Annotated in this window: 21 protein-coding genes; 18 read left to right on the top strand and 3 right to left on the bottom strand. The window is 54.7% G+C overall.

Features of this window, described 5'->3' with window-relative positions; translation table 11 throughout:
• Nucleotides 1-45: 45 nt before the first annotated feature.
• The 16 genes from AC5S16_RS05785 (at nucleotide 46) to AC5S16_RS05710 (ending at nucleotide 14836) form a co-directional block, all read left to right on the top strand.
• The gene (locus AC5S16_RS05785) at nucleotides 46-342 is read left to right on the top strand and encodes a hypothetical protein (protein ID WP_493929080.1); all 297 of its coding nucleotides are present in this window, start codon (nucleotides 46-48) and stop codon (nucleotides 340-342) included.
• Nucleotides 343-462: 120 nt separating this feature from the next.
• Nucleotides 463-2058 carry a hypothetical protein gene (locus AC5S16_RS05780; RefSeq protein WP_493929079.1) on the top strand — a complete coding sequence of 532 codons (1596 nt, stop codon included), beginning with the start codon at nucleotides 463-465 and terminating at the stop codon, nucleotides 2056-2058.
• A 534-nt stretch (nucleotides 2059-2592) separates the two neighbouring features.
• Nucleotides 2593-2880 carry a RebB family R body protein gene (locus AC5S16_RS05775; RefSeq protein WP_493929078.1) on the top strand — a complete coding sequence of 96 codons (288 nt, stop codon included), beginning with the start codon at nucleotides 2593-2595 and terminating at the stop codon, nucleotides 2878-2880.
• A gap of 53 nt (nucleotides 2881-2933) precedes the next feature.
• Complete coding sequence (locus tag AC5S16_RS05770) at nucleotides 2934-3230, top strand: RebB family R body protein (protein WP_493929077.1); 297 nt, start codon at nucleotides 2934-2936, stop codon at nucleotides 3228-3230.
• Nucleotides 3231-3381: 151 nt separating this feature from the next.
• Nucleotides 3382-3834 (top strand): hypothetical protein, encoded by a 453-nt coding sequence (locus tag AC5S16_RS05765; RefSeq protein WP_493929076.1) that lies wholly within the window; start codon nucleotides 3382-3384, stop codon nucleotides 3832-3834.
• Nucleotides 3831-4133, top strand: coding sequence for a hypothetical protein (locus AC5S16_RS05760; protein WP_493929075.1), 303 nt, complete (start codon nucleotides 3831-3833; stop codon nucleotides 4131-4133). The genes AC5S16_RS05765 and AC5S16_RS05760 overlap by 4 nt, the downstream gene beginning before the upstream one ends.
• A complete protein-coding gene (locus tag AC5S16_RS05755) occupies nucleotides 4133-4375 on the top strand; it encodes a RebB family R body protein (protein ID WP_493929074.1) in 243 nt (80 codons plus the stop codon). Before AC5S16_RS05760 ends, AC5S16_RS05755 begins: the two co-directional genes overlap by 1 nt.
• Before the next feature lie 158 nt (nucleotides 4376-4533).
• Nucleotides 4534-4818 (top strand): RebB family R body protein, encoded by a 285-nt coding sequence (locus tag AC5S16_RS05750; protein ID WP_493929073.1) that lies wholly within the window; start codon nucleotides 4534-4536, stop codon nucleotides 4816-4818.
• A gap of 82 nt (nucleotides 4819-4900) precedes the next feature.
• On the top strand, nucleotides 4901-5170 hold the full coding sequence (locus AC5S16_RS05745) for a RebB family R body protein (RefSeq protein WP_493929072.1): 270 nt from the start codon (nucleotides 4901-4903) through the stop codon (nucleotides 5168-5170).
• A 346-nt stretch (nucleotides 5171-5516) separates the two neighbouring features.
• On the top strand, nucleotides 5517-6473 hold the full coding sequence (locus AC5S16_RS05740; protein WP_493929071.1) for a RebB family R body protein: 957 nt from the start codon (nucleotides 5517-5519) through the stop codon (nucleotides 6471-6473).
• 32 nt (nucleotides 6474-6505) lie between these two features.
• Complete coding sequence (locus AC5S16_RS05735) at nucleotides 6506-6892, top strand: hypothetical protein (RefSeq protein WP_493929070.1); 387 nt, start codon at nucleotides 6506-6508, stop codon at nucleotides 6890-6892.
• Nucleotides 6893-6951: 59 nt separating this feature from the next.
• A complete protein-coding gene (locus AC5S16_RS05730) occupies nucleotides 6952-8385 on the top strand; it encodes an eCIS core domain-containing protein (RefSeq protein ID WP_493929069.1) in 1434 nt (477 codons plus the stop codon).
• 18 nt (nucleotides 8386-8403) lie between these two features.
• Nucleotides 8404-8940, top strand: a complete 537-nt coding sequence (locus AC5S16_RS05725; protein ID WP_493929068.1) for a hypothetical protein — start codon at nucleotides 8404-8406, stop codon at nucleotides 8938-8940.
• 857 nt (nucleotides 8941-9797) lie between these two features.
• On the top strand, nucleotides 9798-11225 hold the full coding sequence (locus AC5S16_RS05720; RefSeq protein ID WP_493929067.1) for a helix-turn-helix domain-containing protein: 1428 nt from the start codon (nucleotides 9798-9800) through the stop codon (nucleotides 11223-11225).
• Nucleotides 11226-11437: 212 nt separating this feature from the next.
• Complete coding sequence (locus tag AC5S16_RS05715; RefSeq protein WP_493929066.1) at nucleotides 11438-13276, top strand: hypothetical protein; 1839 nt, start codon at nucleotides 11438-11440, stop codon at nucleotides 13274-13276.
• Between the two features lie 93 nt (nucleotides 13277-13369).
• Nucleotides 13370-14836, top strand: a complete 1467-nt coding sequence (locus AC5S16_RS05710; protein ID WP_493929065.1) for a hypothetical protein — start codon at nucleotides 13370-13372, stop codon at nucleotides 14834-14836.
• 128 nt (nucleotides 14837-14964) lie between these two features.
• Here AC5S16_RS05710 and AC5S16_RS05705 read toward each other — a convergent pair whose 3' ends face one another.
• From AC5S16_RS05705 to AC5S16_RS05695, 3 genes are read right to left on the bottom strand one after another with little or no spacing between them, the layout of a single operon-like run.
• On the bottom strand, nucleotides 14965-17847 hold the full coding sequence (locus AC5S16_RS05705) for an MGH1-like glycoside hydrolase domain-containing protein (RefSeq protein ID WP_493929064.1): 2883 nt from the start codon (nucleotides 17845-17847) through the stop codon (nucleotides 14965-14967).
• A 30-nt stretch (nucleotides 17848-17877) separates the two neighbouring features.
• Entirely contained in the window at nucleotides 17878-19020 is a 1143-nt protein-coding gene (locus AC5S16_RS05700) for an N-acetylglucosamine-6-phosphate deacetylase (RefSeq protein ID WP_493929063.1), read from the bottom strand.
• Nucleotides 19017-20243 carry an AGE family epimerase/isomerase gene (locus AC5S16_RS05695; protein ID WP_493929062.1) on the bottom strand — a complete coding sequence of 409 codons (1227 nt, stop codon included), beginning with the start codon at nucleotides 20241-20243 and terminating at the stop codon, nucleotides 19017-19019. The genes AC5S16_RS05700 and AC5S16_RS05695 overlap by 4 nt, the downstream gene beginning before the upstream one ends.
• Nucleotides 20244-20463: 220 nt before the next feature.
• Between AC5S16_RS05695 and AC5S16_RS05690 the strand changes: the two genes are divergently transcribed.
• Nucleotides 20464-21537, top strand: a complete 1074-nt coding sequence (locus AC5S16_RS05690; RefSeq protein ID WP_493929061.1) for a LacI family DNA-binding transcriptional regulator — start codon at nucleotides 20464-20466, stop codon at nucleotides 21535-21537.
• A gap of 317 nt (nucleotides 21538-21854) precedes the next feature.
• Complete coding sequence (locus AC5S16_RS05685) at nucleotides 21855-25229, top strand: TonB-dependent receptor (RefSeq protein WP_493929060.1); 3375 nt, start codon at nucleotides 21855-21857, stop codon at nucleotides 25227-25229.
• Nucleotides 25230-25231: the final 2 nt, after the last annotated feature.

Genomic DNA, 25231 nt, shown 5'->3' with positions numbered 1-25231 from the left:
GCTTTTGAGAGCATTTTTCATGTCTTGCTAAAGAAAGGACCACCTATGAATGACTTCTGGTTTACCTGGGCCAATGCCTCCGAACGTTTTCAGACCTGGAGCTTTTTGGATGGCGGCAATTACTTCGAACTCCCACCCCGCAGCAAGCGAGTGGAAGAGAACCAATATGACCTTGGTGACAAGATTAACGTCATCATATCGAATAAGCTTCGGGCCACGCTGATTCTAACCGGAACGGGGTGGATACTCGAGCCGCAAACCGATCACTTCATACTCACCGTTGACCCCCTGAAGAGGGCAGTGCAATTGGACTGCACAGCTACATTTTTGAATGAAAACTGATTTGCAACGGACAGAGGCTGCGGACCGAACGCCCTTCCCTTGCGGAACAGGCAACTGCGGGAGGCGCCGGGATGACAGGTTCTACAATCTGAATACTTATGTCCCGAGGACAGGGCCCGAGTGGTAACCAGCTTTGCGACAAATGATTCACCTCCGGTGAGAATTCTGCTGTCTGACGACGGCGAAGAGATCAGCAGCAGCGTTTACACGTTCAGCATTGAGTTCTGCATCCACGATTGCCCTGTTCTCGCGTTTACCGGTATCAATGCGCTGAAGATCGATCTCGATGCTGTCGGGGCCGCGCCATGGATAGTCGCGAGCAGTTCCGGCATGGTGCTCAAGCTGGTAACCGGCCCGACGACGTTCGCAACAACCGAGCAGGCCGTTTCAACTGCGCGCAGTCTTGTGAAGGCGCTGACGTTATCCATTTCCGGATCCGCAACACCGGAGTCTGGAGCCATCACATTAGAGCAGATGTGTAACCGTTGGCGCGATCCTCGGGACCCGTTTACAACTGAGTTCCGCTCGCTCCACCCTGAGAGCCGGGGATGTCCGCAGCTTGCCTCGTCGCTAGAGGTGGGCAAGCAACTCAAGAGAGAGAACATCGATATTGGCATGAACGTGAGCGCCGCCCTGTTGCGATATGCCAACAACGCGCAAAATTGGGAAGAGTATCTCGGATCAACCGTCATCAGTGCCGGTCAACGAGATCGCGGGCGCGGAGGCATTGCGCGCGTGAACATGCCTATGACTCTAGCCGGTTACTTTCTCTATATAGCCAAAATGCGTCTGCCGGGCGCGGATCGACGGATCGAGGAGGAGCCCGCAGAGGAGAGCGACGGCTGGGAGCAGCGGGTGACAGACTGGTTCTGGAATTCGCTGCTGGCGAGCGTGTGCAACGACTACATTTTGCGGGTCTTTGGGACTGAGACGCTCGCGGAGCGAGGCATAGCGACGGAGATTCGAAATATCGACCCGAATGGAATGAAGTATAACGACCTGCGGGCGGTGGCATTGTTATACCTGATCGCCAACAAGGCGCTGTGCAGTGCGCTGGCCGTGCTGAGCACTTCGGCTTACATTGCGAAGCAGCAGTCTGCATGGCGGAAGCGTCCGGGGGATGTGCCCGTCGAAGACGACGCGGATGAACCGGTGCGCAGGGCTGCGCCATGTGCCAGCCAGATTTATAGTCCTGAATGGGCCGAGTACTATGATTCGTTGATGGATCTGACTGGCTCATGGTTTAGAGCGGCCTTACGGGAGGTGCTGGGCTGCGAGGAGTTCACGCCGGACTTCTGCCGGGCGGTCGCATTCGAACTGCGAGCCGAGGCCGAGATTTCGGTCTGGCACAGCACACTGAAGCGGCAGTTGATGTTTCTTGAGGAATCCCGGTGGGACAGCCTATTCGCCGACCGAAGTGGAAACTGGGACGACCTGCGCCAGCATAGATGGAAGCCGCTGGTGCTTCAGATTGCGAATGTGGAGCGGGAGATCGCAGGGGAACTGGATGCTTTCGCAGAATGGCGAGAGCGATACCCCGAACGGCCTACCTGGGATTACGGATCTCCACTGAGATGCGCCGAGCGCTCTGTAGCCGATTCTCTGGTGCCGCCTGAGTGGGAAGCAAGGTTTGAAACGATAACCGCCGCGATTCCAAACGGGGAGATCAACGCCTGGACCTATCTGATCGAGCGCCGTATCGATAAGGTCGATTAGGGAGCATACCGCCGCAGGGTAATAATGACCATTCGACGTAAAAGGAAAAGAGTCGTTTTGCTTGCCAGGCCGGCACGCGGTATTCCCAATTTGGGAACTCGCCCTGAAGAGGCTGCTTCGCACGCGGGGCCGGTCCATCTCCCGGCTGGCCAGAAGGCGCGGCCCGGTTCTGCTCACCCCTCCACGTCACACTCGCTCGAGTGGGAAGAAGAACGCATTACCAGCGATCGGCTGCAGGATGCGCTGGCGAGCACTTCGGCTGCGCTTGATGCCAATCGAAATTACCCGCCAGGCCGAAAGCCACTCGTCGATCCGGCTGTATCGGGATCAAGCAGCTCCAGGCCCGTTGGCTTTGTCCGTCGAGGCAAAAGGCCTTCTCTGCCTTTGTTCGGCGTCACAAAATATACGGCGAAATTTCCAAAGCGAAGAACGTAGGTTTGTCCAAGTGTCGCAGACCTGGTTTGGATTACGTTTTCCGCAGAGGTGGAAGCCGCAGATCGACCGGTCTCCGGTTCTCTCTCGAAGGAGAACAACATGGCGTTTCCAACGGCCGTCAACGACCAGATTTCCGATTCCGTCACTCAAGCCAACGTTAAGGTTCTGGGAGACGCACCAGCAATGGCATTGGCCAGCCTCTACCAGGCCACGGCCCAGGCCCTTGCCAACGCAGCCCATAATGCATCCACCTCACAGCAACAGAACAGCGTGACTGCCCAGGCTTCCACAACGATGGGCGTGACGACACTCTATTCTCTGGACACCGCTACGACCGCCGTAGCTACGGATACCATCCTGAGTCCGCCGCCGGTGCGCGGGCTGTAATGCGCATCACGAAATTAACCGCTTAGCCAACAGGATCAATCAAAAGGAGCACAATGTTTCCCACTTCCGTTAATAATCAGATCACTGATTCGGTCTCGCAGGCTAACCTGAAGGTGTTGGGTGATGCGCCTGCCATGAGCATGGGTAGCCTGTTTATCGCCACATCCCAGGCGCTCTCCAATGCCGCACATAACGCCACAAGCCTCCAACAACAGAATCTCGCGACTTCCCAGGCAGCAAACGTTCAGGGCGTCTCGACGCTATTCGGAATATCTACCGGCACAACGGGAAGCGGCACAGCCAAAATTGATCGTGTCGTTGGCCTCAACACAGTGCCTCTTGGAATGTAATTACAAATAGGGCCTGGGGCAGGCCTGGAGGAGAGAGCAGATGTCCATCCGACGTAAGCCGATGCTAAGGACAGCTTCTCAGAGAAGTTCGCACTCCGCGGCGAACCGGGGTGAGATGATAAAAGCGAACCTCAAGCAATTCCATGAGTTGATGCAACGCAGTCAGGGCGTGGCTGCCGCGGTTGCGCCTACCCCTCCTGTCCCGCCACCTCAGACGGAGCAGACCGTCGCTCCGGCGCGGCCGGCGGTGGGGGAAGTGATTTCGCCGCTTCTCGGCGGCCGTACGGGAGTTTCCGGGGTACGCATGGCGCAGGCTGCCCACCAAATGCGCGCTTCGATCCTCACCGCCCGCGACTTGGTGCGTGAAGGAACAGGCCAGTTCCTCACCAACCCCCCAGGAATAGATCAGATCGTCGCCGAGGCGCATCGGATCGCCGACCTGGCGGTCATAAGTGTGCAGCATACTGAGGATATTGCAGAAGTAGCCACAGCTCGGGCGCTTTACGAAGCGCAATGGCAAAAGCCTCAGCAAGAAGCATCGCCTCAGGCCCCATCGCCTCAGGCCCCTGACACGACCGCTCGGCAGTGCGCCAGTCCTGCATGAAAGCGGCCAATGTTCAGCTTGCCGCTGCTGGACGCGCCTATCTGTCGGTGGCGCAGTCCGCAGCGATCGCGATCCAGGATGCGACCGACTACCTTCGAAGCATCAACACGATCAGTTCGACTGCGATGGGCATTGGAATTGCAATGGTGATTGCCGGTGAAACGACGAAAGGGGGCCAGGTGATTGGCACAGCGAGCGCCCTCTCCGCGGCAGGCGTTGCGCAGTTCTCGACCATAAGCGGAGCTGCAATAGCCGTGGCTTCCAGCTTCCCCCAGTGCTTCACTCCGAAGGCGGGCTGATGTCGTATCCCACCCCGGTCAACAACCTGATCACTGATTCTGTGTCGCAGGCCGGCGTAATGACGCTGGCTTCCTCGCCAGCCATGGCTGCTGCATTGCTTTACCAGGCAGTGGCCCAGGCAATGGGCAATGCAGCCAACAATGCCACATTGCTGCAGCATCAAGGCGGTAACGTTACTATCGCGATTGCGTCCACGGCATGCGCCATCATTTTGGCCCAAAAGCCTAAATCTTCTAACTAAGGAAGCAAATCAAGAAACACGGTTAAAACTACTATGCAATGTCCGAATAGCTTGCTCTTACAAAAACATAATCTTGTCCTAGTTCCCCGGGCAACAACCACTTAGTCTTAGCTCACTGATCTGAAAACTTAGGATCGAAAAAACCTTAGGAGATCGGAATGGCCTTCCCAACATCAGTTAATAACCAAATCACCGACTCGGTGACTCAGTCGAACCTGGAAGTTCTTGGAACTTCGCCCGCAATGGCTTTGGCCAACCTGTATCAGGCGACAGCCCAGGCATTGGCCAACTCCGCTCATAACAGCACCACCACCCAGCAGCAGAACGGCATCACTGCGCAGGCGGCAACTGTCATGGGGGTGACTACGCTGTACTCCATCGATACGGCGACGACCGGCGATGCGACCGCAAAGATTTTTTCAAGTCAGCAGGCAAGTTCCTAGTCCTCACCTCAGCAACAGCCGGCTGAGTTGTAATGACGCAGCAAGACTTCAACCCTAAATTCGCTTTATCTAGGAGAACGACATGGCATTTCCCACTTCAGTAAATAATCAGATTACCGATTCGGTGACTCAGGCCAACGTCAAGGTGCTGGCTGATGCGCCCGCGATGGCAATGGCAAACCTGTATCAAGCGACTGCACAGGCTCTCGCCAATGCCGCCCACAACGCAACCACAGCGCAGCAGCAGAACAACATCACCGCGCAGGCAGCAACGGTGATGGGTGTCGCGACGCTGTACTCGATCGACACGGCCTCGACGGGTGATGCGACCGCGAAGATACTGAACGCGTAGCGTTAGCGTTCGTTAGGAGTCTGCTCCAGCTGGAACTGGCCGGAGCAGACTTTTGACTTCAGCTTGAGATGCCAAGATGCCCGTGTCCAATTCAAATCCCGGGACGGCCCCGGTCATGCGCTTTTCGCAGAGTTCAGCCTTGACGATGGGTTTTGCGGAAGCAGCCGGCTCCCACTCTATCGGGATTATCATGCTCAATGCTGCGCAAGTCCAACAAGCCGTACAACAGATCGAAGTAGCAGCACTAGGGTACGTTCTTGCCAAGATGGCTGCCGCTGCAGCTGGCGGCCAATAGATTTCTGGAACCCGTATCAACACGATGTTATTGTCTTCGACGAGGTAGACCATGCTGTATGAACAGGACGGAACTGTAAACCATCAGATCACCGATTCGGTGACGCAGACCATGGCTCATGTGGTCGGGCATTCACCTTCCGAAACCAAGAGCATGCTGGACACGCTTATGGCCGAAACTATTGGCATGGCCATGTATAACGCGGTAACCAATCAGCACAACGCACAGATGGTCAGCAATGCGACTGTGGTTGCGGCTTGCGCGCGAATGATGAAGGCGCCGATTGCTACACCGCCCGTGGTGGCCGGCGTTCCTCCCGTGATTCTCAGCGTAGCGCCCGCGACCATTCCGCCTCAGGCAGATCAGACGATCACGGTCGTTGCCGCCGGGCTCCAGAAGGGATTCAGCGTCAACATACTGAAGGATGACGGCACGCTGCTGGCAACGTTGTCTGGAACAGCGCAGCTGACGCATGTTCCGGATTCGTCCAGTTTCTCGTTTCAGAGCGGTGTCTTCAAAGACCCGGGCACCTACTATCTCCGGATTCAGAATCCGCCGCCGCCTAACGGCAGCCCCGTCTTCAGCCCCAACTTTAAGGTGACGGTTGCAAGCGTGCCGCCCCAAGTGACAAGTATTACCCCGTCCGGTCCTGAAACCTATCATGTTGTCGGAAGCTGTTTTCATCCGCAGATGACTGCCACGTTTGAGGATGCCCAGGGCAATCCAGTGCCGGGCGCCGCTATAAGCGAGATTCGGCCAGGGCTGGCGAAGATTCTTATCCCGCAAGATGTTCCTCCCGGACCCTTCCGGGTTACCTTCATCAATCCGTGCAACCAGAAAACTACCCGGCTATTTAACAAAGCTGTGTCGATGATGAATGTCGCAACCGTCTACCAGTCCTGCGAAGGACAGGAGAACCGGCCCAGCGAAGCGAATGCTTCTCCCGAGGCAAAACCGAAGCTACATGCGCAGGAAGATCAGGGCCCATGCAGCGGTCATCAACAATAGGTTCCCTCACTTGCACTTGAAGGAGAATTACAATGTCTGACTTATTAGTGAACCACCAGGTGATCGATGCCATTGAGAAGGTTCGCGCCTCCGTTTGCTCGCCTGGCGCGTTACGGGACACGGGTTCGGGAAAAGCGTTTAACTTTGTCGCCCAGGCCACCGCGATGGCTATCCAGGACGCCACCGATAATCTGCGCAATGTGAGCACGATGAGCACGACGGCGATTGGCGTCGCGATGGCCCAGCTTATCAGCAGTGGTGACACCGCCGTCTGGACCGATGTAATCAGATTGGCCCAGAATCTAGTCAAGAGCAGCGCAGACGACTTCAAGAACATCGGAGCTACAGCGGCTGTAGTGATGAAGAGCTTCCCGCCGTCCGATACTCCACCATCTTTCACCGCCGACTCCGACCAATGAAGTCTGATCTCTAACCGCGGCGCACACGGATTCCGAACCCGGAGACGTTAGGCAAGACAATGACCCAACGTGAACGATCGCGACTGGCGACGGCAATGCAGAGCGTAGAACTGTATTGTCATCCGCATCCGGATGCGATAGAAGCTATTGGGGCCGCGGAGGGAAACCGCGTTTACCTGAACCTCCGTGACGACTTCTTCGGCTCGCCGCGCTCCATGAGATTGTTGGGCCATGAGTTGGCCCATGTGCTGCAACAGAGACAGGGCCGAGTGACCCCATCAGCGGGATCTGGGTTTAACGTCGATCCCGCTCTGGAAGCAGAGGCCGAATGCCTGGCCTGCGACTTTCCGCGGCTGCAGCAGAGCCTGCGTGACAGTACCCGCACGCTTCCGCTCCGACCCGTGATCCAGTGCTACGTGCAGTCCGGTGACCGGCTGATTCGTTACCGGCATGACCTTACCCCGAAGCCCCAGTTGATCTTCGATCTGATCAATTTCGGCAATCACTGGCTTCGCGCAGTCAGTTCTTCTGCACAACCTTATGTCTTTAACAATGAGTTCGAACTGCTCACTGGCGTGCAGGAGGGCCTGCATGCAACGCGCATGCTGACACTTCGTCGCCTCGCGCTCACGGTCAGTCCCCTGGTTCTTGAATCGCTTGAGCTGGAGGAGCTGGAGGCAATCCATGACTATGAACGCAGCAGCGATGAAAACAAGGTAACTCTGAACAAGGCCCGGAAGGCACTAAGCCGGCTCGAACTGCGTACTGAAAATGAGCTCCTTATCTGCAAGGATTTTTTGGATAGCACCAACGTCCAGAATGAACCGATTTTCACCTCCGCTACGCTGGCCGATCGTATCGCCATCTTTGACTTAGTAGATGGGGCGCAGAGTCCGGCGGACTTCGATTTGGTGCAGCAGCGCAACGCAGCACAATTTGCCGTTCGCTTTGCCCAAAGCATTCCCGAGTTCGTCGATTACTATCGCTTCCATATGGCGTATGTCGGGGCCGATCCTTCAGGCACAGGGCGTCAAAGCCGATCCCCGGAGGCCGCTCTCGAAGCGCTTCTGGAGCCTCTGCTCCCCTTTCTTCACTGCCCTAACTTTGCGACCCCACCACAGGCCCAAGATCTTCCCGCCCTGCTCACAGCGTGGTCCGCCCAGTCGAACAAAGTTGGTTTTCCGAGAATTTCGGCAGCGGCAGCCCACATGGCAATGCACGTCCGCTTGATTGGCGAAACGGGCCGCACTGCGAGAGAAATCATCGATCGTTATATGGAAGGGCTTCAGGCGCTCTGGCTGGAACGCATTCCCGATTTTGTTCGCTACACCCAGGATGGCGGAGAAGTGGAATATGGGTACAGACAGCACAGCGGGCACATTCTGCTGCGGCTGTCAGAGGATGGCAACCTGACAATCGGTCCGCATCGTTCGCTTCATCCCATGTTTTCCCGGCAAACGGAAAAGGCTGAAGGGGATTCGGAACGTACTTAAGGCAAGTTTGCAATGTCTATGAAAGACACCGACAGACCGGAAAAATCTTCTGGCGAAGTTGCCAGGAAACCAGGCGGGCAGACCGTGTCGCCAGTCCGGCCCGCAAAGAGAACGCCAGCGCGAGGCGAAGTACGTCGAGCAGCAAAGAAGGTCGTCACTCCGAGAGAGGAACAGGAAAGGGTTTCGCCCGACCCTGGGATGGAACTGCCCGCACCAAATATGACCCTCGCGCAACACGATGTTTCGCGTCTTGCCGGAAGCCTTGACCTGAATCTTGACCCCAACACTGAGAGCTTCGACCAGGATGACACGAACGATCTGCCGGGTGGAGATCTTACTTTGCAGGAGCCCGCTCCAGGGGAGTATCTCCTGCTGAGCACATCTTCTTATTTCGAAACTCTCTCTGAACATTTTGCTGATGAGGAAGCCGAGGCGGCAATGCTTGAAGCGGACCTTGCAATGTGCACAGATGAGTGCGCACTTGTCTGCGAAGAAGGTCTGGAACTAGTTGAACCGGAGCAGGAAGAAGTGTCGGCCCGGATGGACAAAACGTAATTCGAATCTCGATCCGATCAAGGATTCCCCCTCCTGATCGGGTTAAACCGTAGCCAAGAGCTTGTTCAAAACATATTTCTGCAAGGGCGAATTTGATGCGACTCGTCAATACGATTATCTCTTTTGAAGAGATTGGCATTTGCGAAATCATCGTGAACTTTCTTAGAGGCAAAGCAAGTGGTTAAAAAATTCACTTCGCACTGGTAGCTTCGGTTTACGAAGTTCTAAGCTGCTTCGCGCCGCATGGAGTCCTGTGCAGTTGGTGCGTCGACTTAGTCCCGCCAGGCGGAAATTCGGACCAACCCATCGAGAGTTGGCCCTTCGACAGTTTTCCTGCCGGCATCTCCACTTCTCCACAGATCATGCGAATGAGGCACCAGTCGTATGCAAACAGCTGATTGCCCCATTTTGTGCGGGGGAATGCATACTCGCTGACCGAAAGGGTAAGGATGGTCCAATCTGTGGCGTACAACTTGAGTTCCCGACACAACCAAGAGGCATTTCTGGGAGCAGCTCGCGTCTCAGAAAACCAACTTGGCCAACTCTTTGAAGCCGATACACCCCTTCTTCCTATGAAGGAGTGGCTTCGCGAATCTTTGCTCGCTGTTTTGCGGCCCATCGTAAGCCGAGCTAAGGCGGCTCGAGTTCAACTCCATGCGCTCGGTCAGTGCGTTACCGCCGAAGCGTTCAACATAGACCAAAAGAGTTTTGGAGGCGGGCTGGACAGCGGGGGCAGGATGCTCAGCATAGCGCCCCGTCTTCAGAGCTCATCCAAGCCCATAGAGCATACGTTGTTGTTGCCTTATGGGCGAGGTTCAATCGGCTCGATGGTATTTACCTTCGCGCAGACGAGCTGCTTGCGCGAATTCGAATCGTACAGTGACGGGCTGGCGCGCGAGGTCGCCCTACAGGTAGCACGTCTCGATTTTCGTGATCGCGCCCGCCGCACTCTTGACATCGATGCGATTCTAGCCGGCACAAGCGTCGCCTTGCGGAATCTTGAGATCCAGATCGAAAAGATCGGCGCGGCACCTTATCCCGTAGTTCTCGAGGGAGAGTTCGGCGCGAATCCGGTGACCATCGCGGCGGTGATCCATCTCGCGAGCCATCGCGAAGACCGGCCATTTGTCTTTCTCGACCTGGCTTGCTGCAACCCGGATCGTTTTTTCGAAGAAATCGAAACGGCCCATCGGACTGCGGAAGGCGGGACGCTCTTTCTGGGTGGCGTCGACCTTCTAGAGCCCGGACAACAGCGGGATCTGCTGCGGTTGCTAAGACAGGCGAAGGGCATGCTTTCGCAACGTTTGTTGGTGCGGCCAATCGTCTCCACACAACGGTCGTTGGAGTCGCTGGCGAGCGAAGGCAGCTTTTGCCGGTTTCTTAAGACCGAGCTTGATTATTTGCGCGTGCGTCTTCCTCCCCTACGCGAAAGGCAGGAGGACATCCCGATGCTGCTGAAAGAACTGTTTCACGCCCGTTCTCCTATCAGCACTCCCAAGCGGCTGAGTGAGGCCGCAGCGGCCGCCTGTCGGCGGTACAACTGGCCTGAAAACGAGTCGGAACTTGAGCGTACGGCAACACGGCTGGTTGTAATGACGGAGGATTCGCTCATCGGCCTTGCTGAGCTTCGCAAGACCGTCTCATGGGTTCCCGACGAACCGGGAGTCAAGGAGATCAGCGTGCCGGCAGAAACCGGATTGCAGAACTACTACACCGGTGAGTCGACTCCAAAGATCATCATGGAACAGGAAAATCGCTACCTGGTTCCCAATGAGGCGCTGGCCTTGGAGCCGGACTTGTACTCCGAACTCGATCCATTGGCAATCGAATGCGGGGCATGCGATGTTGCCGAAGCAGCGGCAGAGCAGGAAATGGAAGAGGCAGGCCTGCTTGGAGACTTGCCTGTGCGCCTGGCAGCAGGCAACTTTTCTAATCTCGACTGCATGGCGCTCGGCATTCAGCGCGCCTTGCGCTACGTGGGAACGAACTATACAGAAGATATTTCGCTAGGTCGGCTGGCACGTGAAAGCTTCATGAGCCCTTCGCATCTTTCATTCCTGCTCAAGCGCTCGCTTGGAGTGCCATTTAAGTCCCTGCTCGCAGCCGTCCGCATCGAACGCGCCAAACAATTATTGAGTGAGCCCAATCCAAGAAGCATTACGGACATTTCTCTAGAGGTGGGATTTGGTGATCTTAGTCACTTCGAGCGCACTTTCAAAAGGCTCGTCGGCACCAATCCCCGTGAGTACCGCCGCCAGAAGATCACCTCTCGTGTCGCTCCATAGCGCGCCATCCATACTATCGAGCGACGAGAGAATTCACCCCACTTTGCGGGTGACGAAAAATGAGCCGCATTACCGACGCGCGGCTTAGCCCCTGATTCGCGGAAAAAGCAGCAAACATCGTCAATCTGTCCGCGTTTTCTGGTGCAGACCGTCTTAATTTGAATCCTGGTCAGTGCGGAGAAAGACCTTTGGAAAACTCTGAAGTCCGAGCCTTGAGACGTGCTCTGAGCAGTGATTTGACGCGCACGATCAATACTGCGACCAACTATCCCGAAATCCGCCTCAAAGTTCTGGAGTCGCTCGAAGAACTGAATGAACGATTCACTGAGCTGGAGTCCCTCGCGCATCACGAGCTCCACATCGACGACAACAAGCCCCTGATTCGCTTCTACATGAAGGGTGGAAACGCCTACTCATGTGTCTATGAACCGACAGGCGTCCCAGCCCAGGATCAGGGTGGCGGCAATTCCGATTGGGACACTCAGGTGATTGTGAACCCATGGGCGCCGCTGCCTGTCCAGACCTATCTCTACAACCGGATTGAAGACATCGTCAGAGACCAAATGATAAAGACAGGGGTGGAGATCGCGCGTCTAGCATCCGCCCTTGGGTTCCCGCCTAGTCCTACTGTCCTGTGGGCACCGGATCAGCAACAACGCCACTGCTACTATGAGCTCACATGCGATAATCCTCAGACCTTCCGCCAGGTATTTGACTACGAACGTCTGGGAATGTGGATGAACGGACGCATGCCGCTCAGCGACGAGCACGTTCCATCCAAATTTCTTCCCGGCATTGTCTTCAACGACGGTGTGGTCCCGTTTCAGCTTTTTCGCATGGGTTATACCTGGCACGCGACGGTTTCCCGAGCACGACCTATACCGCCGGATCCCTTGTATCGGCAAGGTCCCGAGATCGAGCGGCCGGAGCTGATGGAGTTGATTGACGTCACCCTTCCTCGTCGGAACACGGTGGAGGCGGTCGAGGTATGGCGGCAGCTCGAGACCGGCGACTTGGTTGTATTGCCGCAAAGGGTCGGTGTGCTCGAGGGCCCCTCACGCCGTCTATACATGCTTCCCCTTCCCACTCTCCCATACCATCTGCGCGAAAACGCGATCATGCTTTGCGAGATCGCGGACGGCAGCTCCCATCACAAGGACAAACTCAGCAGGCGGCTGGATCGCTTTAACCAGATTTGGACTTCGCTCGTAATCCCTCAGCCTGACATGCAGGCGATGCTAAACCGAATGGCCGGCACGGCCAATCTTGCGGGAGCCCCTCTAAACCCCAACGTAGACGCGACCATCGTCCAGTATGCCCCGAATTACGCTCCCGCCACCTCTGGCTACAATCAACCAGGAATCCAGTGGGCGCGCCAATTGATGTATGCCGTGGCCAATCGTCCACTCGTCTTCCAGCGCAACCGGTACCTGTCCGGCCGCCATGTATTGCGTCTTCTTGTTCAGGTTCTGGGATGGAAAACCTACTTCTCCGAAGCGGCCTACACCGACGACGTCGCGCTGCGTACCGCACTGGACGACAACGGTTTTATCAACCACTCCACATTGAAGTCTTCAGATATCTATATCGCCGCTGTTCTGCGGCTGATCGAACATCAGGATATCGATGCAGTTACCCGGAACCTCGAAGCCCAGCTGCTGCTTTTACCGCAGTATCGCCATGATCTGCTAGCGGCCGCCCTCGGAAAGGATACAGATGCAGTGCAGGAACTCGAGGGACTCTTGAATGCCAAGAAATTGGCGGTGGAGCAAATCAGCCACAACATAGTCCGGCACAGCGGGATCAGCCAGGAGCGGACCCTTGCACTATTTGGCGATGGCGTTGCCAAGGCATGCTTTACGGTGACCGATGCTCCAGAGGTAGAGGCGCCATTCCGTCCTAAGCCGATGGATTTAACTGTCCGGCATGGATCGGTGGTGGACATGGGCGAGCAGCGCAAGGCGGCAGCGGCATTGATCGAGGACTATGCTGTGCGCACCGCTCTGTCGGAGCAGTTCGAAATACTGAAGCGCTTGTTTCCAGGGTTCTAAGGATTGCCGGTCGTTAAGTTAGACCGAAGCATCCACTTACACGCTCAGCAAGCTGAAGAGCAGTTGTCACAGAGCAGACCAAGGAGAAGAAATATGGGTGTAAGAAGGACTAAAGGTATTTTTGGCAACGAAACTAACCCAAATAACGATGCAGACGTGATCATGACTGCGGCCGTAGTTGGTTATGCTCAAATGCGATTGGAAGCTAAGAAGAATTGTGCGTTCGCTGCCGAAGTAGAACACGACTTCCCAATCCTGCCCAGACTAACGCTTCCTCCAACTATCTTAAGCTACACAAACTGGGTTGAGAAATGCGATCCAATAGTTAAAGAATATCTTTCGGAAGTTGCGCATTTTCAGAATCAAGTCAAAGACATAGCCAAGCTGAAGACGATTGCAGAGGAAGATATCGCTTTCACCAAAGGATGGATCCTTCTGGAAAATGCAATCGATCGCATCAATGTCGCATTGGGTATTAACCTCACAAAGGATGAGCCTAAAGTGGTCGTTGATGCGACTCCAAATTATGGAGGAGACGGCGTTATCTGGATCGTTGGCGAGACTGGCGACTTGGAACTCTATAACGAGAACCGCTACGTGAATAGTCCGATTCGAAGCCCGCATTGCGGGCACAGGATTTATGAGATCAAAAGCAATGGGTTCCTCGGATACAAGGGACCGGGCGCCTATACCGGAATGTCCGCCCGCCAGTATGGTGAGTCCTACATCTACAGCACGTTTCGGTCGTATCCATCTGGAAAAGCCGGTGAAAGATGGCTTCCAAGTGAGCCCGGGATTCTGGGGTACGCGATCGAGCGCGGCAACTCTCCTGATAAGCGCGTAAAGTACGTTAGCACCTGGGGAATTATTTACGATAACGCAGCTGCCGAGAAAACACGCTCTGAATATCAGATGGTATATCGGGATGAGGATCAGAAGGAGCCTGATTATCAAACATTCGTCGTCGGGTATACCCATGGCATGATCCAAGCAGTTTACGATGTGGTCCAAGCAGAAATCGACCGCGAAAAAGCTGGCGAAAAGAGAGATGAGCTTTACTCGGGCACACCCTACGAGATTGGACTGCTTGGCAAGAAGCCTACGGATCCTTCAACAACAAAGATGGCTTCGTGTTTCTATTGCAGTCTGTTCATGGAAGCCAGCGGGAAGCCGGCATCATCGATTCATCTGGGTTCCGGAGAAAGTTGGGCGCCGACTTACTACAATGAAGATATAATTGCGGCGAATGTGCCAATCAATGACGACGACAAAAAGAGGCCGACTCACTTTAGCCGTCAGGATTTCCAAAAGTCGATAAACCAGTGCAACGCGCAATGGGCGGATCTGTGCTTCGATATTCTCCGCCGTGGTGCAGTCACGATTCAAAAGAATATGCTCGAATCCGACTACGGCGACAGCTTTGACGCATTCCAGGCCTACGTCACGAACATTAAAGATCCACAAGTTGCCGCTAACCTGATCCTTGATAGCTCAACTGTCCACGAGAAGATAGTTATCCGCGTAGTGCGCACCCTCAAGCCGCCTCTGAAAAAGAGCTGATCCTGCATCCGTTGGGTATTTTATTGAAATGAGTTTCAATCCGAGAAGATCATTTCTGAGAGCAGCAGCGCGATCTGTGCCTGCGTTCTGTCCTTAACATCCATCTGAGGATTGCGCAAACGGGAAGCTTAGGTAGTCGAGATAGACAATTCGCCGATAAGAGCTCCGCATGGTAATTGAATCTGTAAGAAGCCATCACGTACCTGCGTATAAGCTGCAGGTGCTCCATTCCACAAGACGCTGTATCGGGGATGCGGGGGCATGCAGGCAAGAATGGAAAACTCCTTGTGCGCCAGATTGGATGAGACTTTGATTTTCGTGCGAAGCTGCCGCTTTTCCAGATGGAAGTAATACTCCTGAATCGAGGCATCAAACCCGCAGGTGATACGGCCGGGAGTGAACAGAGCAGCAAACCAGGACAAGGCGGGCGAGGACAGGCTGCTGAATTGATGCCATCCGTCGGCGAACGGTGCCCGGAGAACGAAATGCTCCATGCAGTCCCAGGTTGCATCGGTCGACTGCTTCCAGACAGAAAGGCCGGTCTGCGCAATGCGCACCGCCAGGTCCCCTCGGCCGAGATCGAGCATCGTCTTCCAGAGAAACCATTGATGCGCAAACCAGACACTGCCGTTCCAGTAGCCGTTTGGATTGTAGTAGGGCGCAGTTTTATCGACGGTGGTGATTCCTGCATCTGTCCAGAGATGTTGTGTTGAGAACAGATGATCGAGAATTTGCTGCGTCTGCTCAGGGGAACAAATCCCAGCAATCAGAGGGCAAACGCCATCGAGACCCATATTGAAGTTGATGCCGTTGTCCGTGCGCAGAATGTCTGTTGGCTTGCCGGACTGGTCGTGCAGGACATAGCCGTAGTATCCGGAGGCGGGATCCCAGGAATATTTTTGCAGGGAGTCGGATAGAACTGCGATGTCCTGATCGTATTCTGCGAAGTCCGTTGTTTCTCCCAATTCTTCTGCCATACGGCGCAATAGCTTTGCGCAGCGGATGGTGTGGGAAGAGTTGATTGCGGGAGCGACGGCCTTTGTGAGTTTCTGCTGATGCATGAACTTTTGCGGAGGATAGTCGTCCCACCCGCCGGAATTGTAGAAGTAATCCCATGTGCAGATGAGATGATCCTGATGCCGGCGCATGGTTGAGCTGCCGAGGCGTCCGGCAAGGAAGCGATGATATTGCCGAAGACGGGGATAGAAATAAGTGAGCAGCTCCCGAGACTGCGTCCTGTTCCACAGCTCATTGAAAAGATAAATCTGCACAGGCAGGGGAGAGCCGTGATGGATGAAGGCAGATTGCGCTCCAGGCGCGGTCATGTATGCGTTCAGGCTGTCGATCGCCTGGCGGAGATCGATTTCGAGCAGCCCCAGGCCGATGAAACCCGCATCCCATGTGTAAAGACAGTCCCAAATCTTTCCCGGCGAATAGTGGCGAATATAACTGCCCTGCGCATAGAGCGGGTAGACAAGATTGGTTAATGTGACAGCCGCCATCAGCCTCTGGCTTTGCGCGAAAGGCGTTGCGTCCGGCGTGGAGACAGGCTCAAAGCATTTGCTTTTCGCGAAGGAGTACGCTCGCTGATTTCTTTTTGCTTCTGGTTTAAATCTGTTGAGCGATTGCCGGACTTCGGCTTCAGCCCCGGTACAGACAAGGACATGAATGACGCGATCTGCGCCAGGTGGCACCAGGAATGGCTTGGTCCAGCTATGAATAAAGAGAGAATCGGGGTCGCCGGGACGGCCGTTGTTGGTGCCGAAGATTCGCGCTTTGGTGTTCGCATCCGATTCGCAATGAAATGCCTGATCGAGGTCGCGCCATTTTAGTTCGCGATGATCGGTCCAACCGATGTCTACGGAGAAGCCGTAGAAGTTGGGTATGTCCTGATACTTCAGGATGAGTGCGTTGTTCTGGCCGGCGTTGTTTATTGCTGGTTCGGGATGCCATGGCTGTTCTACGAATCGAATTTGTTCAGCAAGCGAGGCTTCAACGATTACAAACCCATTCAGGGCAGGAGCGGAGCCGCCGGCAGATGCGAAGCAGAATTCTTTTGCTCCCGCGCTTAAATGTCCGAGGGGGACGGCAACGGTGGTGAATGATCCAGTGCCGCGGAAGGTGATCGCGCCATGAACAGAGCCGCTCATTTGGAAGGTCACGCTCTCATCGTGATTCTGTTCGTAACGCCATACCAGAACTGCATCGGAAAATTCGTGCTTCAGGTCCACACGATACTGCACCCGGTCTCCGGAGTTCTGGCCGAAGCCTTGAGCAACGACGGATCCTCCAACGCAATCATGTCGCCGCTCTTCGGCGCGCCATTTGCCATCCTGCACCAGATTGTCAGTGGGGCGCGGTTGCGCGAACCGCAGGTCCTCATAATCCACTGCATTGATCCAGAGAGATCCTGGAGGAAGTTCGGCTGCATAAAGGCGTATCGGCTGAGCAGTCAGTTCGCGAAACGGAGGAAAGCATAGTTGTGCCAGGCAATTCACCACGATCTCCTGCGAGGCACTTGTGCGGTTACTCAGCTCCATCCGAATAAGGCGGCTGTGGCTGTCAATTTCAGAAAAAGAGAGATCGCAGTAAAGCTGATCCTTGGGAATGTTGGGGAAGTTCGCGAAGCGAAAGGAATAAAACTTGAGGTCTGGCGCGGCCTCCCATGGATGGACCCCGGGCTGAGGATCCGTGACACTAGGCAGCCGCGCTGGGCCATTTGCCAGCAGGGGAAATATGCTCAGATCGAAGCTCAGTCCCCGATGCGGATCAGCGATATGAGAGATCCCGAAATGTTTTTTGGAGTATGGCCCCCAGGCGGGAAGAGAAACGAGATCATGCGTTGCGGTCAGCTCGTCCTGGAATGTCGCCGCGGTTTTATTTGCAGAGAATGCTTCTGCCAGCGAATTTCCGTTCAGCATCAGCGCGCCCGCAGTCAGGCCTGTCAGACCAAGGAATTCACGCCGCGAAATGCGGCTGACAATCTCGTCGCAAATGTTTCGATTCGTCATAAAACTTTCGGAAGGGAATTCATTAACGCTTCAGCAGCATTCCATGCCCTGGACCCATACAGACTGGACATCCAGAGTCTGCTTCTCCTGATCTAAACGAAAACAGAGCAGGTCTGCAGGATGACCAGGACGGAGAGTGCCGCGCCCACCGATCAGGCGCCCGGGATTTTCAGTTGCCATTCGAATCGCATCGCCAGGCGTACAGATGGCTGAGTGTGCCAACCACGCAATGGTCTGACTGAGCGAGCATGCCGAACCAGCAAGGAAGTCTGAGCCGAGGAGGCTCAGGCGGCCATCAGCACGGAGCTCCACGCGGCCTCCTATAGGAGAACTGTAAATCCCCGGCGGCATGCCTGCGAGCTCCACACTGTCGGAGATAAGAATGCTGCGATCGAATCCTTTTGCGCGCAACATGACTTTGAGCGTGTCGGCAGGCAAGTGATGGCCGTCTGCGATGAAGGTCGCGGTAAGGCGATCATCCGCAAGCTGTGGCCAGAGAGGATTGCGATGGCGCGGGAGAGTCTGGGCTATTCCATTGCCGAGATGCGTTGAGAGCGTTGCGCCCGCGTCAACGGCGGCCCGAATACTCTCCGGAGTGGCATCGGTGTGTCCGATTGCTACCAGCACACCTTTCGAGACCAGCTTTGCGATGTAGTGCGCGGCGTCATCCCAGTGCGGGGAAACAGTCACCATTCCAACCAGATTGTGCGATGCCTGCTGCCAGCGTTCGAATTCATCGATATCAGGCGGGCGAACCGCTTCACGAGGGTGTGCTCCGCGGGCGCCATCTGCCGGTGAGATATGCGGGCCTTCGACATGTACAAAGGGGATGACATGCGCTACCTGAGCGTCGGCGCGGCGGGCCTCAGCGATTGCACGGAGCGCGCGGATGATCTTCTCTTCGGGCGCTGTGATGATGGTGGGAAGGAAAGTTGTCGTTCCGCTGCGAATGAGCTCGCGAACAAGCGAGATAACGAGATCGGCATCAATGTGATCTCCATTCAGGTCATGGCCTCGATATCCATTGACCTGCAGATCGATCAAGCCAGGCGTTAGCCATGCATCCGTTTCGACAGAGCCAGGATCCATAGATGCAATACGGCCATCCTTTACTGTGACGGAAAGCGGATGGCCACTGACAATGTCGCGGCCCGTGATGGAATAAGAGCTCATATCTGTGATTGACGCGCAACCGGTTCCGCGGGGCGAGCTATGTTGATCCGGTCCAGCAGCTGGATAATTAGAATAGCGGCGCGCGGAAGGTGGAAAGGGTCCTTCACAGGAAGAGCCACGACTTCATCCGTGGGCCGGCCTTCGCGTGTCAGGCGTTGATGCCATTCTCCGAATTCTGCGACAGGGAAGTGTGCCCACGTCCAATCGGATACTTTGCGATGCCATTCAAGACACCAGGCTTCTCCGGTAAGTTCGTGCGCCAGCAAAGTGCCATAGAGCGCCTCTACATGAGGCCACCATGCCTTCTTCTCCGAATGAGGCAGGTAGGGCTCATGGCCTTCAAGATCACGGGATAGAAATATTCCACCAAATTCCTGGTCCCATCCCAGCTCAAGATGCCAGTGCATGACCTCGGCGGCACGGCGGATCAGCTGCTGATCTCCACGCCGTTGTGCCAGATGCATGATGAACCACATGGATTCGATGGCGTGACCGGGCATCATGAAGGTGCCTGCGGGAGGAGGCAGCTCTTTGTAATCCCGGGTCAGGAATTCGAGCACCGCTCGGCGATCCGGCCGGACAAAGTGCTGCATGACCCGTCGCGCATACTCGTCTGCCAGAGAGTCGATGGCTGCATCGTTGACGGTTTGCGCCAGTTCATTGGCTACTTCGGTGAGGATCATGGGAACTCCGTGATTCCTCCAACCACTAGGCAAGGGGTAGGGAGCGGTTTCTGAGAAATCGGGTTCTTCCACGCGGCGTTGTATGCGCGCGAAAGTCTCTTGGGCTATGGAGAGTATGTATGGATCCGGAACGGCACGATAGTATTCGCTGAGACCGTAAACGGCAAAACAGTCAACATAGATGCTGATGGCGCCGTCGATCATCTTTCCCTGTCGATCTGTACGGTAGACCCAGCGCCCCTGACTGTCGCGGCCATGATCCAGGAGAAACCGTACGGAGTTCGCGGCGGCTTTCAAGAATTCCGGGCGCTTTTCCAGACGGTTGTATAGTGCAGAGAAGGTCCAGACAGAGCGCGCCTGCGACCAGATGAACTTATCCCCACTGGCCAGCGAACCATCGTCGCGCAGGCAGGACAGCACGCCACCATATTGCCAGTCTATGCCGTGCCGAAACCAGAACGGCACGACATCTTCCAGAAGCAGTTGCCGGTAGCGCTGCAGAGGAGTGGGGTTATCCAGGTGGAATGGTTCGTCGGCCACGGGGAAACGATATCACATGATTAGAAATTATCTAAAAATATAAGAAAATTTGCACAAAGAAGGAGCGGGATCGCTAACATCGTAATTGTCAGAGCTTAATGTTTCATGGGAGTCATCAAGTACGAAAAAGCGTGCGCCTAACCTCTCCGAAATTGTTTTAGAATTTTCCCAGCATCGGGGAAAATTTTCAGTTAGCGAGTTATATTGGGGTTTGGTAAATATGAAAAAACAGAACACCCCACGGACCAAGATTGGGCTTAAGGAAATTGCAGAGAGCGCCGGCGTAAGTGTCGCCTCTGTTTCCCGCGTATTGAATGGGAATAATCGCGTCGATCCGGTGATACAACGGAAAGTTCTGGAGACGGCTGCGAAACTCGATATCGATCTTTCGCAGCGAAATAAGACAAAGGCATTGGCTTTTCTTCTTTGCAATCGTCCCATGCTGCACGCTTTCCACTCCCGCATCCTCATCGGCGCGGAAGAAGCCTGTGCGGCACATGGCTGGGACATGGTGTTTCTGAGCTTTAATTATTCGGCGCAGGTCCCGTGGAAGGAACTCCACCTGCCGAAGATTGTGCAGCGGCACGATGTTGTCCGGGCAGTCATCCTGGCGGGTACGAATTCTCCCAATCTCATCGAGATGCTCGAGCATAAGGGAATTACGTTTGTTGTTCTGGGAAACAACGTGATTCACAGGCCGAAGCATGCGAATTACGACGTCGTGTTCTCCGATGATGTTCAGGGAGGGTATGACATGACGCGGCATCTTATCAGCCTGGGTCACCGGCACATCGGCTTTGTCGGCAATACGCGTCTTCCGTGGTTTTCCAGATGCTTTGCAGGGTATCGCAGGGCGATGGAAGAAGCAGGTCTCACGCCTCGGCAAAGCGAAATCCACTCTGAAGATGACGCCGAGATCGGTTATTTAGGGACAAAATCCCTGTTGGCAGGGAACCAGCCCATCACCGCAATCTTCGCCGGAAACGATCCTTCTGCCCATGGCGTTTATAAAGCGCTCCGGGACAGCGGGTTGAAAATTCCAGAAGATATCAGCGTCGCCGGCTGCAATGATACGGTTGGCTCATGGCTTTATCCGGGATTGACCACCATCCGCGAATTTCCTGAGCAATTGGGAAAAAATCTGGTTGAGGTGCTTCTCAACCGCATTGACAACGCACAGCTGGCTCCGCAACAAGTTACGATTCCAACTGAATTGATCAAGAGAGATTCCTGCCGGCCTGCCTCTCCTGCTTCAGAAATCATTGCAAGTTCAGAAACCGTGGTTTCCAGCTAAAAATCCTGTCCTATTTTTCAAGGGCAGTGTGGGCTGAAATGCTGATGGTTTCTTTCGCCTGCGCATATGAATCCCATTCTGCTAGACGCGGCAGTTCTACTTAATAGAACCTCTATCCATCCCTCAGCGGCGCTTATATGAGAAATTATCTATATTTATGAGAAATTTTTCTGTTGACATTGCTCATTTTTCTCAATAAGAATCGAGCACATTGACGAAATAAAGTGCGGACCGTTCCGGATTTGGCGATACAGGGTCGATCCCATTTGCCGATCCCGAAAACTAATAGACCGGTCTCTCAAATTGAGGTAATTGGCATGACAGTTCTGCGATCATTTCTCCTGCTCGGCATACTTCCGGGTATTCTCCTTTTCTCACTGTTGCAGCAGGAGACTTTTGGGCAGGAAGTGACTGCCACCCTGGTTGGCGCCGTAAGTGACTCTTCTGGCGCAGCAGTCGGAAACGCACAGGTAACCATTACAGAACAGCAAACGGGTGCGACGCGGAGCCAGGCGACGAATGGAAGTGGAAACTATGACTTCACTCTTCTTCCTCCTGGCGTCTATACCGTTCAGGTTTCTATTTCCGGATTCCAAACCAAGATCGTAAAAGATGTGCGCGTGCCGGTGAACACCACGGCGCGCATAGATGTAGTGCTCGAGGTCGGCGGAGTATCGCAATCGGTGACGGTAACCGATCAGGCGCCGCTGCTGCAGACCGATCGCGGCGATGTAAGCCAGCAGATTGAATCGAAGCAGGTAGAGGATCTGCCCAACGGTTCCACGAGAAACTTTCAGTCGTTCGAGTCCCTGGTGCCCGGCGTCAGCACGGTCGTATACGACCAATCACCTTTCTTCAATGCTCAGAACTCGCAATCCTTTGAGGTAAATGGACAATCTGTGATGGCCAACAATCTTCAGATCGAGGGAATTGACGACAACGAATTCAGCGGCGCCCTGCAGGTTTATATCCCGCCAGCCGAGGCGATTCAGACAGTGGATGTTGAAACCAGCAACTATTCACCTGAGTTCGGCCGCTCGGCGGGCGGAGTGACGAACGTAGTTCTCAAGTCAGGCACGAATGCTTTTCATGGAACGGCATACGAGTACAACCAGGTGAGTGCTACGCAGGCACGCAGCTATTTCAATAACACCGGGCCGCGTCCGCAATTTACTTACAACTACACCGGAGGCGCGCTCGGCGGGCCGATTAAGCGAAATCGCGCCTTCTTTTTCGTTGACTTTCTGCGTACCTCGAACGTTCAAAGTCTGTACGAGCTGTTTACGCTGCCGACGCCTGCATTTCGAACGGGCGATCTCAGCGCCAGTCCAACGCCTATCTATGATCCCAATACCGGCAATCCGGACGGTTCCGGGCGGTCACAATTTGTAACGAACGGAGTTCCGAATGTGATTCCAGCAAACCGGATCGATCCTGTAGCGGCGAAGCTGCTGGCCTTTGTTCCTGAACCGAACATATCGAATGCAGGTTTTACAAATAACTACCAGACAACGCTGCCGTACTCTCAGATCTCCGACCAACTGGACGCCAAGTTCGACGCAAATCTGAATAGCAAGGACCACCTTGTTTACCGCTACAGCTGGCAACAGATTGTGACGAAGCAGGCGCCTGCCTTTGGCAATGAAGGCGGCGGACCGGGAGGCGCCAGCGCAGGATTCGAGGGGACTGGCTATCAGAATATTTTCAATACTGCCGGAGAGTATACGCACATATTCTCGCCCACATTGATCACCGAGCTGCGCCTCGGCGTCGATCATGATCACAACACAGCCAACCCTTCCGGCTATGGTCTTGATACTTCAACGCAGGCAGGGATTCCCGGAGCGAACATAAGTCCGTTTACCAGCGGCCTGAGCAGCATGCTTGTGTCGGGCTACTCATCGCCGATGCTTGGCTATAGCCCGTATGAGCCCTGGGACCGCGCTGAAACCAACGTAGACATCGTAAACAACTGGACCAAGATCATCGCCAATCATTCGCTCAAGATCGGCGGAGAAGTGAGACTCAATCGCCAGGACCTTTATCAGATTGCGTCGTACAGCCCGCGAGGACAATTTACGTACTCCCAGGGACAGACAGAACTGAATGCCTCCGGCTCCAAGACCAGCCTGGGCAATGGCTTTGCCAGTTTTCTGCTGGATGTGCCCAGTCAGGTTGCGCGGGAGATCAATGCGGATGGAAATATCGGCAATGCATCATGGCGTGAACAGCTTTACTTCATCTTCGCTCAGGACACCTGGCAGGCAACACCGAAGCTAACTCTGACTTATGGATTGCGCATGGGAATTATCCCTCCAGCGTATCCAAAGGCAGGCGAAGGCGGGTTTTCGCAATATGATCCAACTACTAACTCGCTGCATCTCTCAGGCTATCCTGGAGGAATTTCAAACACGCTGGGCGTGAGCGTCCATGATGACTATGAACCGAGAATCGGCTTTGCCTATAGAGCGATGCCGAATACTGTTGTTCGCGGAGGGTTCGGCATCAGTCACACTCCTTGGCAGAGCCTGGCTTATGCTTATAACTATCCAATTAGAACGAATGTATCCTTTAACTCACTCAATACTTATACTCCCGCGTTGAACAGCGCCGGCCAGCCCGCAACATTGGAACAAGGATTTCCAGCGCCGGCGCCGGTCGCAGTTTCTTCTGATGGCACAGTATCCAACGCTCCCATAGCCTCCAGCTGGAGCGTTGTAAAAACAAATTACAAAGATCCATCGGTAGCTTCTTATAACCTGACCGTTGAGCAGAGTCTGGGAAAACGATGGGTGAGTACCATCGCCTATGTCGGAAATGTTGGCCGGCATGTTCCTGCCGGTTACAACCTGAATGCGGGCCTGGTTGCCGGCGCAGGAGCAAAAGGGCAGCCTGAATACACTACATTCGGACGTACATCCGCCACTACCTTATATGGCTATCCTACGTCGTCCAACTATAACTCGCTCCAGCTGACGCTCAAGCATCAGTTTTCTCGCGGGCTGGCATGGACCTCGAGTTACACGTGGCAGAAAGCCATGGGATGGATATCGAACAGCGTCAGCGACGGCGGCCTGTCGTTTTACCTGCCGGGAACGTATCAGCGCAACTATTCGGCGCTTGGCTATAACAACGCACAAACATATGCGCAAAGCTTCGTGTATGAGCTTCCATTTGGGACAGATCAGCCATATCTGCACAGCGGATGGGCAAGCCGTGTTGCCGGCGGCTGGGAGCTATCCACTATTTTGCACGCCAATACAGGAACACCTCTCACATTTACTTCCAGTGGAGCTCAATTGAACGCGCCGGGCACAATTCAGGTTGCCGAAAAGGTTGCGCCATTTAAGAAGCTTCATGGCATCGGTACTTCACACTACTGGTTTGATCCGTCGTCCTTCATTACTCCGGCCGGCGCTACCGAGGGGAACATCGGACAAAACATATATAGCGGCCCGGGATTGCTCACGCTGGACAGCTCGATCTTCCGGCAATTTCCGATTCGAGAGTCGCTGGTGCTGAAGCTTCGGATGGATGCGTTCAATGTTTTGAATCATCCGGTGTTCAATAATCCGTCTACAGCGTTGACGAGCACAAGCTTCGGTGAAGTTACCTCAACTGCAGGTACGGGAGTCAATGGAACTCCCGGAACACCCCGTCAGCTGCAGTTTGCAGCAACACTGAATTTTTAACA

This window comes from Acidobacterium sp. FHG110202_01, from assembly GCF_059115305.1.
Note: the sequence above shows the minus strand (reverse complement) of the source record. Positions and strands in the feature narration are given on the sequence as shown.

Excerpts from the sequence above, each read along its gene's own strand:
- AC5S16_RS05690 (WP_493929061.1), top strand. The coding sequence starts at position 20,464 with ATGAAAAAACAGAACACCCCACGGACCAAGATTGGGCTTAAGGAAATT.
- AC5S16_RS05760 (WP_493929075.1), top strand. The coding sequence starts at position 3,831 with ATGAAAGCGGCCAATGTTCAGCTTGCCGCTGCTGGACGCGCCTATCTG.
- AC5S16_RS05685 (WP_493929060.1), top strand. The coding sequence starts at position 21,855 with ATGACAGTTCTGCGATCATTTCTCCTGCTCGGCATACTTCCGGGTATT.
- AC5S16_RS05775 (WP_493929078.1), top strand. The coding sequence starts at position 2,593 with ATGGCGTTTCCAACGGCCGTCAACGACCAGATTTCCGATTCCGTCACT.
- AC5S16_RS05705 (WP_493929064.1), bottom strand. The coding sequence starts at position 17,847 with ATGACGAATCGAAACATTTGCGACGAGATTGTCAGCCGCATTTCGCGG.
- AC5S16_RS05735 (WP_493929070.1), top strand. The coding sequence starts at position 6,506 with ATGTCTGACTTATTAGTGAACCACCAGGTGATCGATGCCATTGAGAAG.
- AC5S16_RS05725 (WP_493929068.1), top strand. The coding sequence starts at position 8,404 with ATGAAAGACACCGACAGACCGGAAAAATCTTCTGGCGAAGTTGCCAGG.
- AC5S16_RS05765 (WP_493929076.1), top strand. The coding sequence starts at position 3,382 with ATGCAACGCAGTCAGGGCGTGGCTGCCGCGGTTGCGCCTACCCCTCCT.
- AC5S16_RS05710 (WP_493929065.1), top strand. The coding sequence starts at position 13,370 with ATGGGTGTAAGAAGGACTAAAGGTATTTTTGGCAACGAAACTAACCCA.
- AC5S16_RS05750 (WP_493929073.1), top strand. The coding sequence starts at position 4,534 with ATGGCCTTCCCAACATCAGTTAATAACCAAATCACCGACTCGGTGACT.
- AC5S16_RS05755 (WP_493929074.1), top strand. The coding sequence starts at position 4,133 with ATGTCGTATCCCACCCCGGTCAACAACCTGATCACTGATTCTGTGTCG.
- AC5S16_RS05700 (WP_493929063.1), bottom strand. The coding sequence starts at position 19,020 with ATGAGCTCTTATTCCATCACGGGCCGCGACATTGTCAGTGGCCATCCG.
- AC5S16_RS05730 (WP_493929069.1), top strand. The coding sequence starts at position 6,952 with ATGACCCAACGTGAACGATCGCGACTGGCGACGGCAATGCAGAGCGTA.
- AC5S16_RS05740 (WP_493929071.1), top strand. The coding sequence starts at position 5,517 with ATGCTGTATGAACAGGACGGAACTGTAAACCATCAGATCACCGATTCG.
- AC5S16_RS05770 (WP_493929077.1), top strand. The coding sequence starts at position 2,934 with ATGTTTCCCACTTCCGTTAATAATCAGATCACTGATTCGGTCTCGCAG.
- AC5S16_RS05785 (WP_493929080.1), top strand. The coding sequence starts at position 46 with ATGAATGACTTCTGGTTTACCTGGGCCAATGCCTCCGAACGTTTTCAG.
- AC5S16_RS05745 (WP_493929072.1), top strand. The coding sequence starts at position 4,901 with ATGGCATTTCCCACTTCAGTAAATAATCAGATTACCGATTCGGTGACT.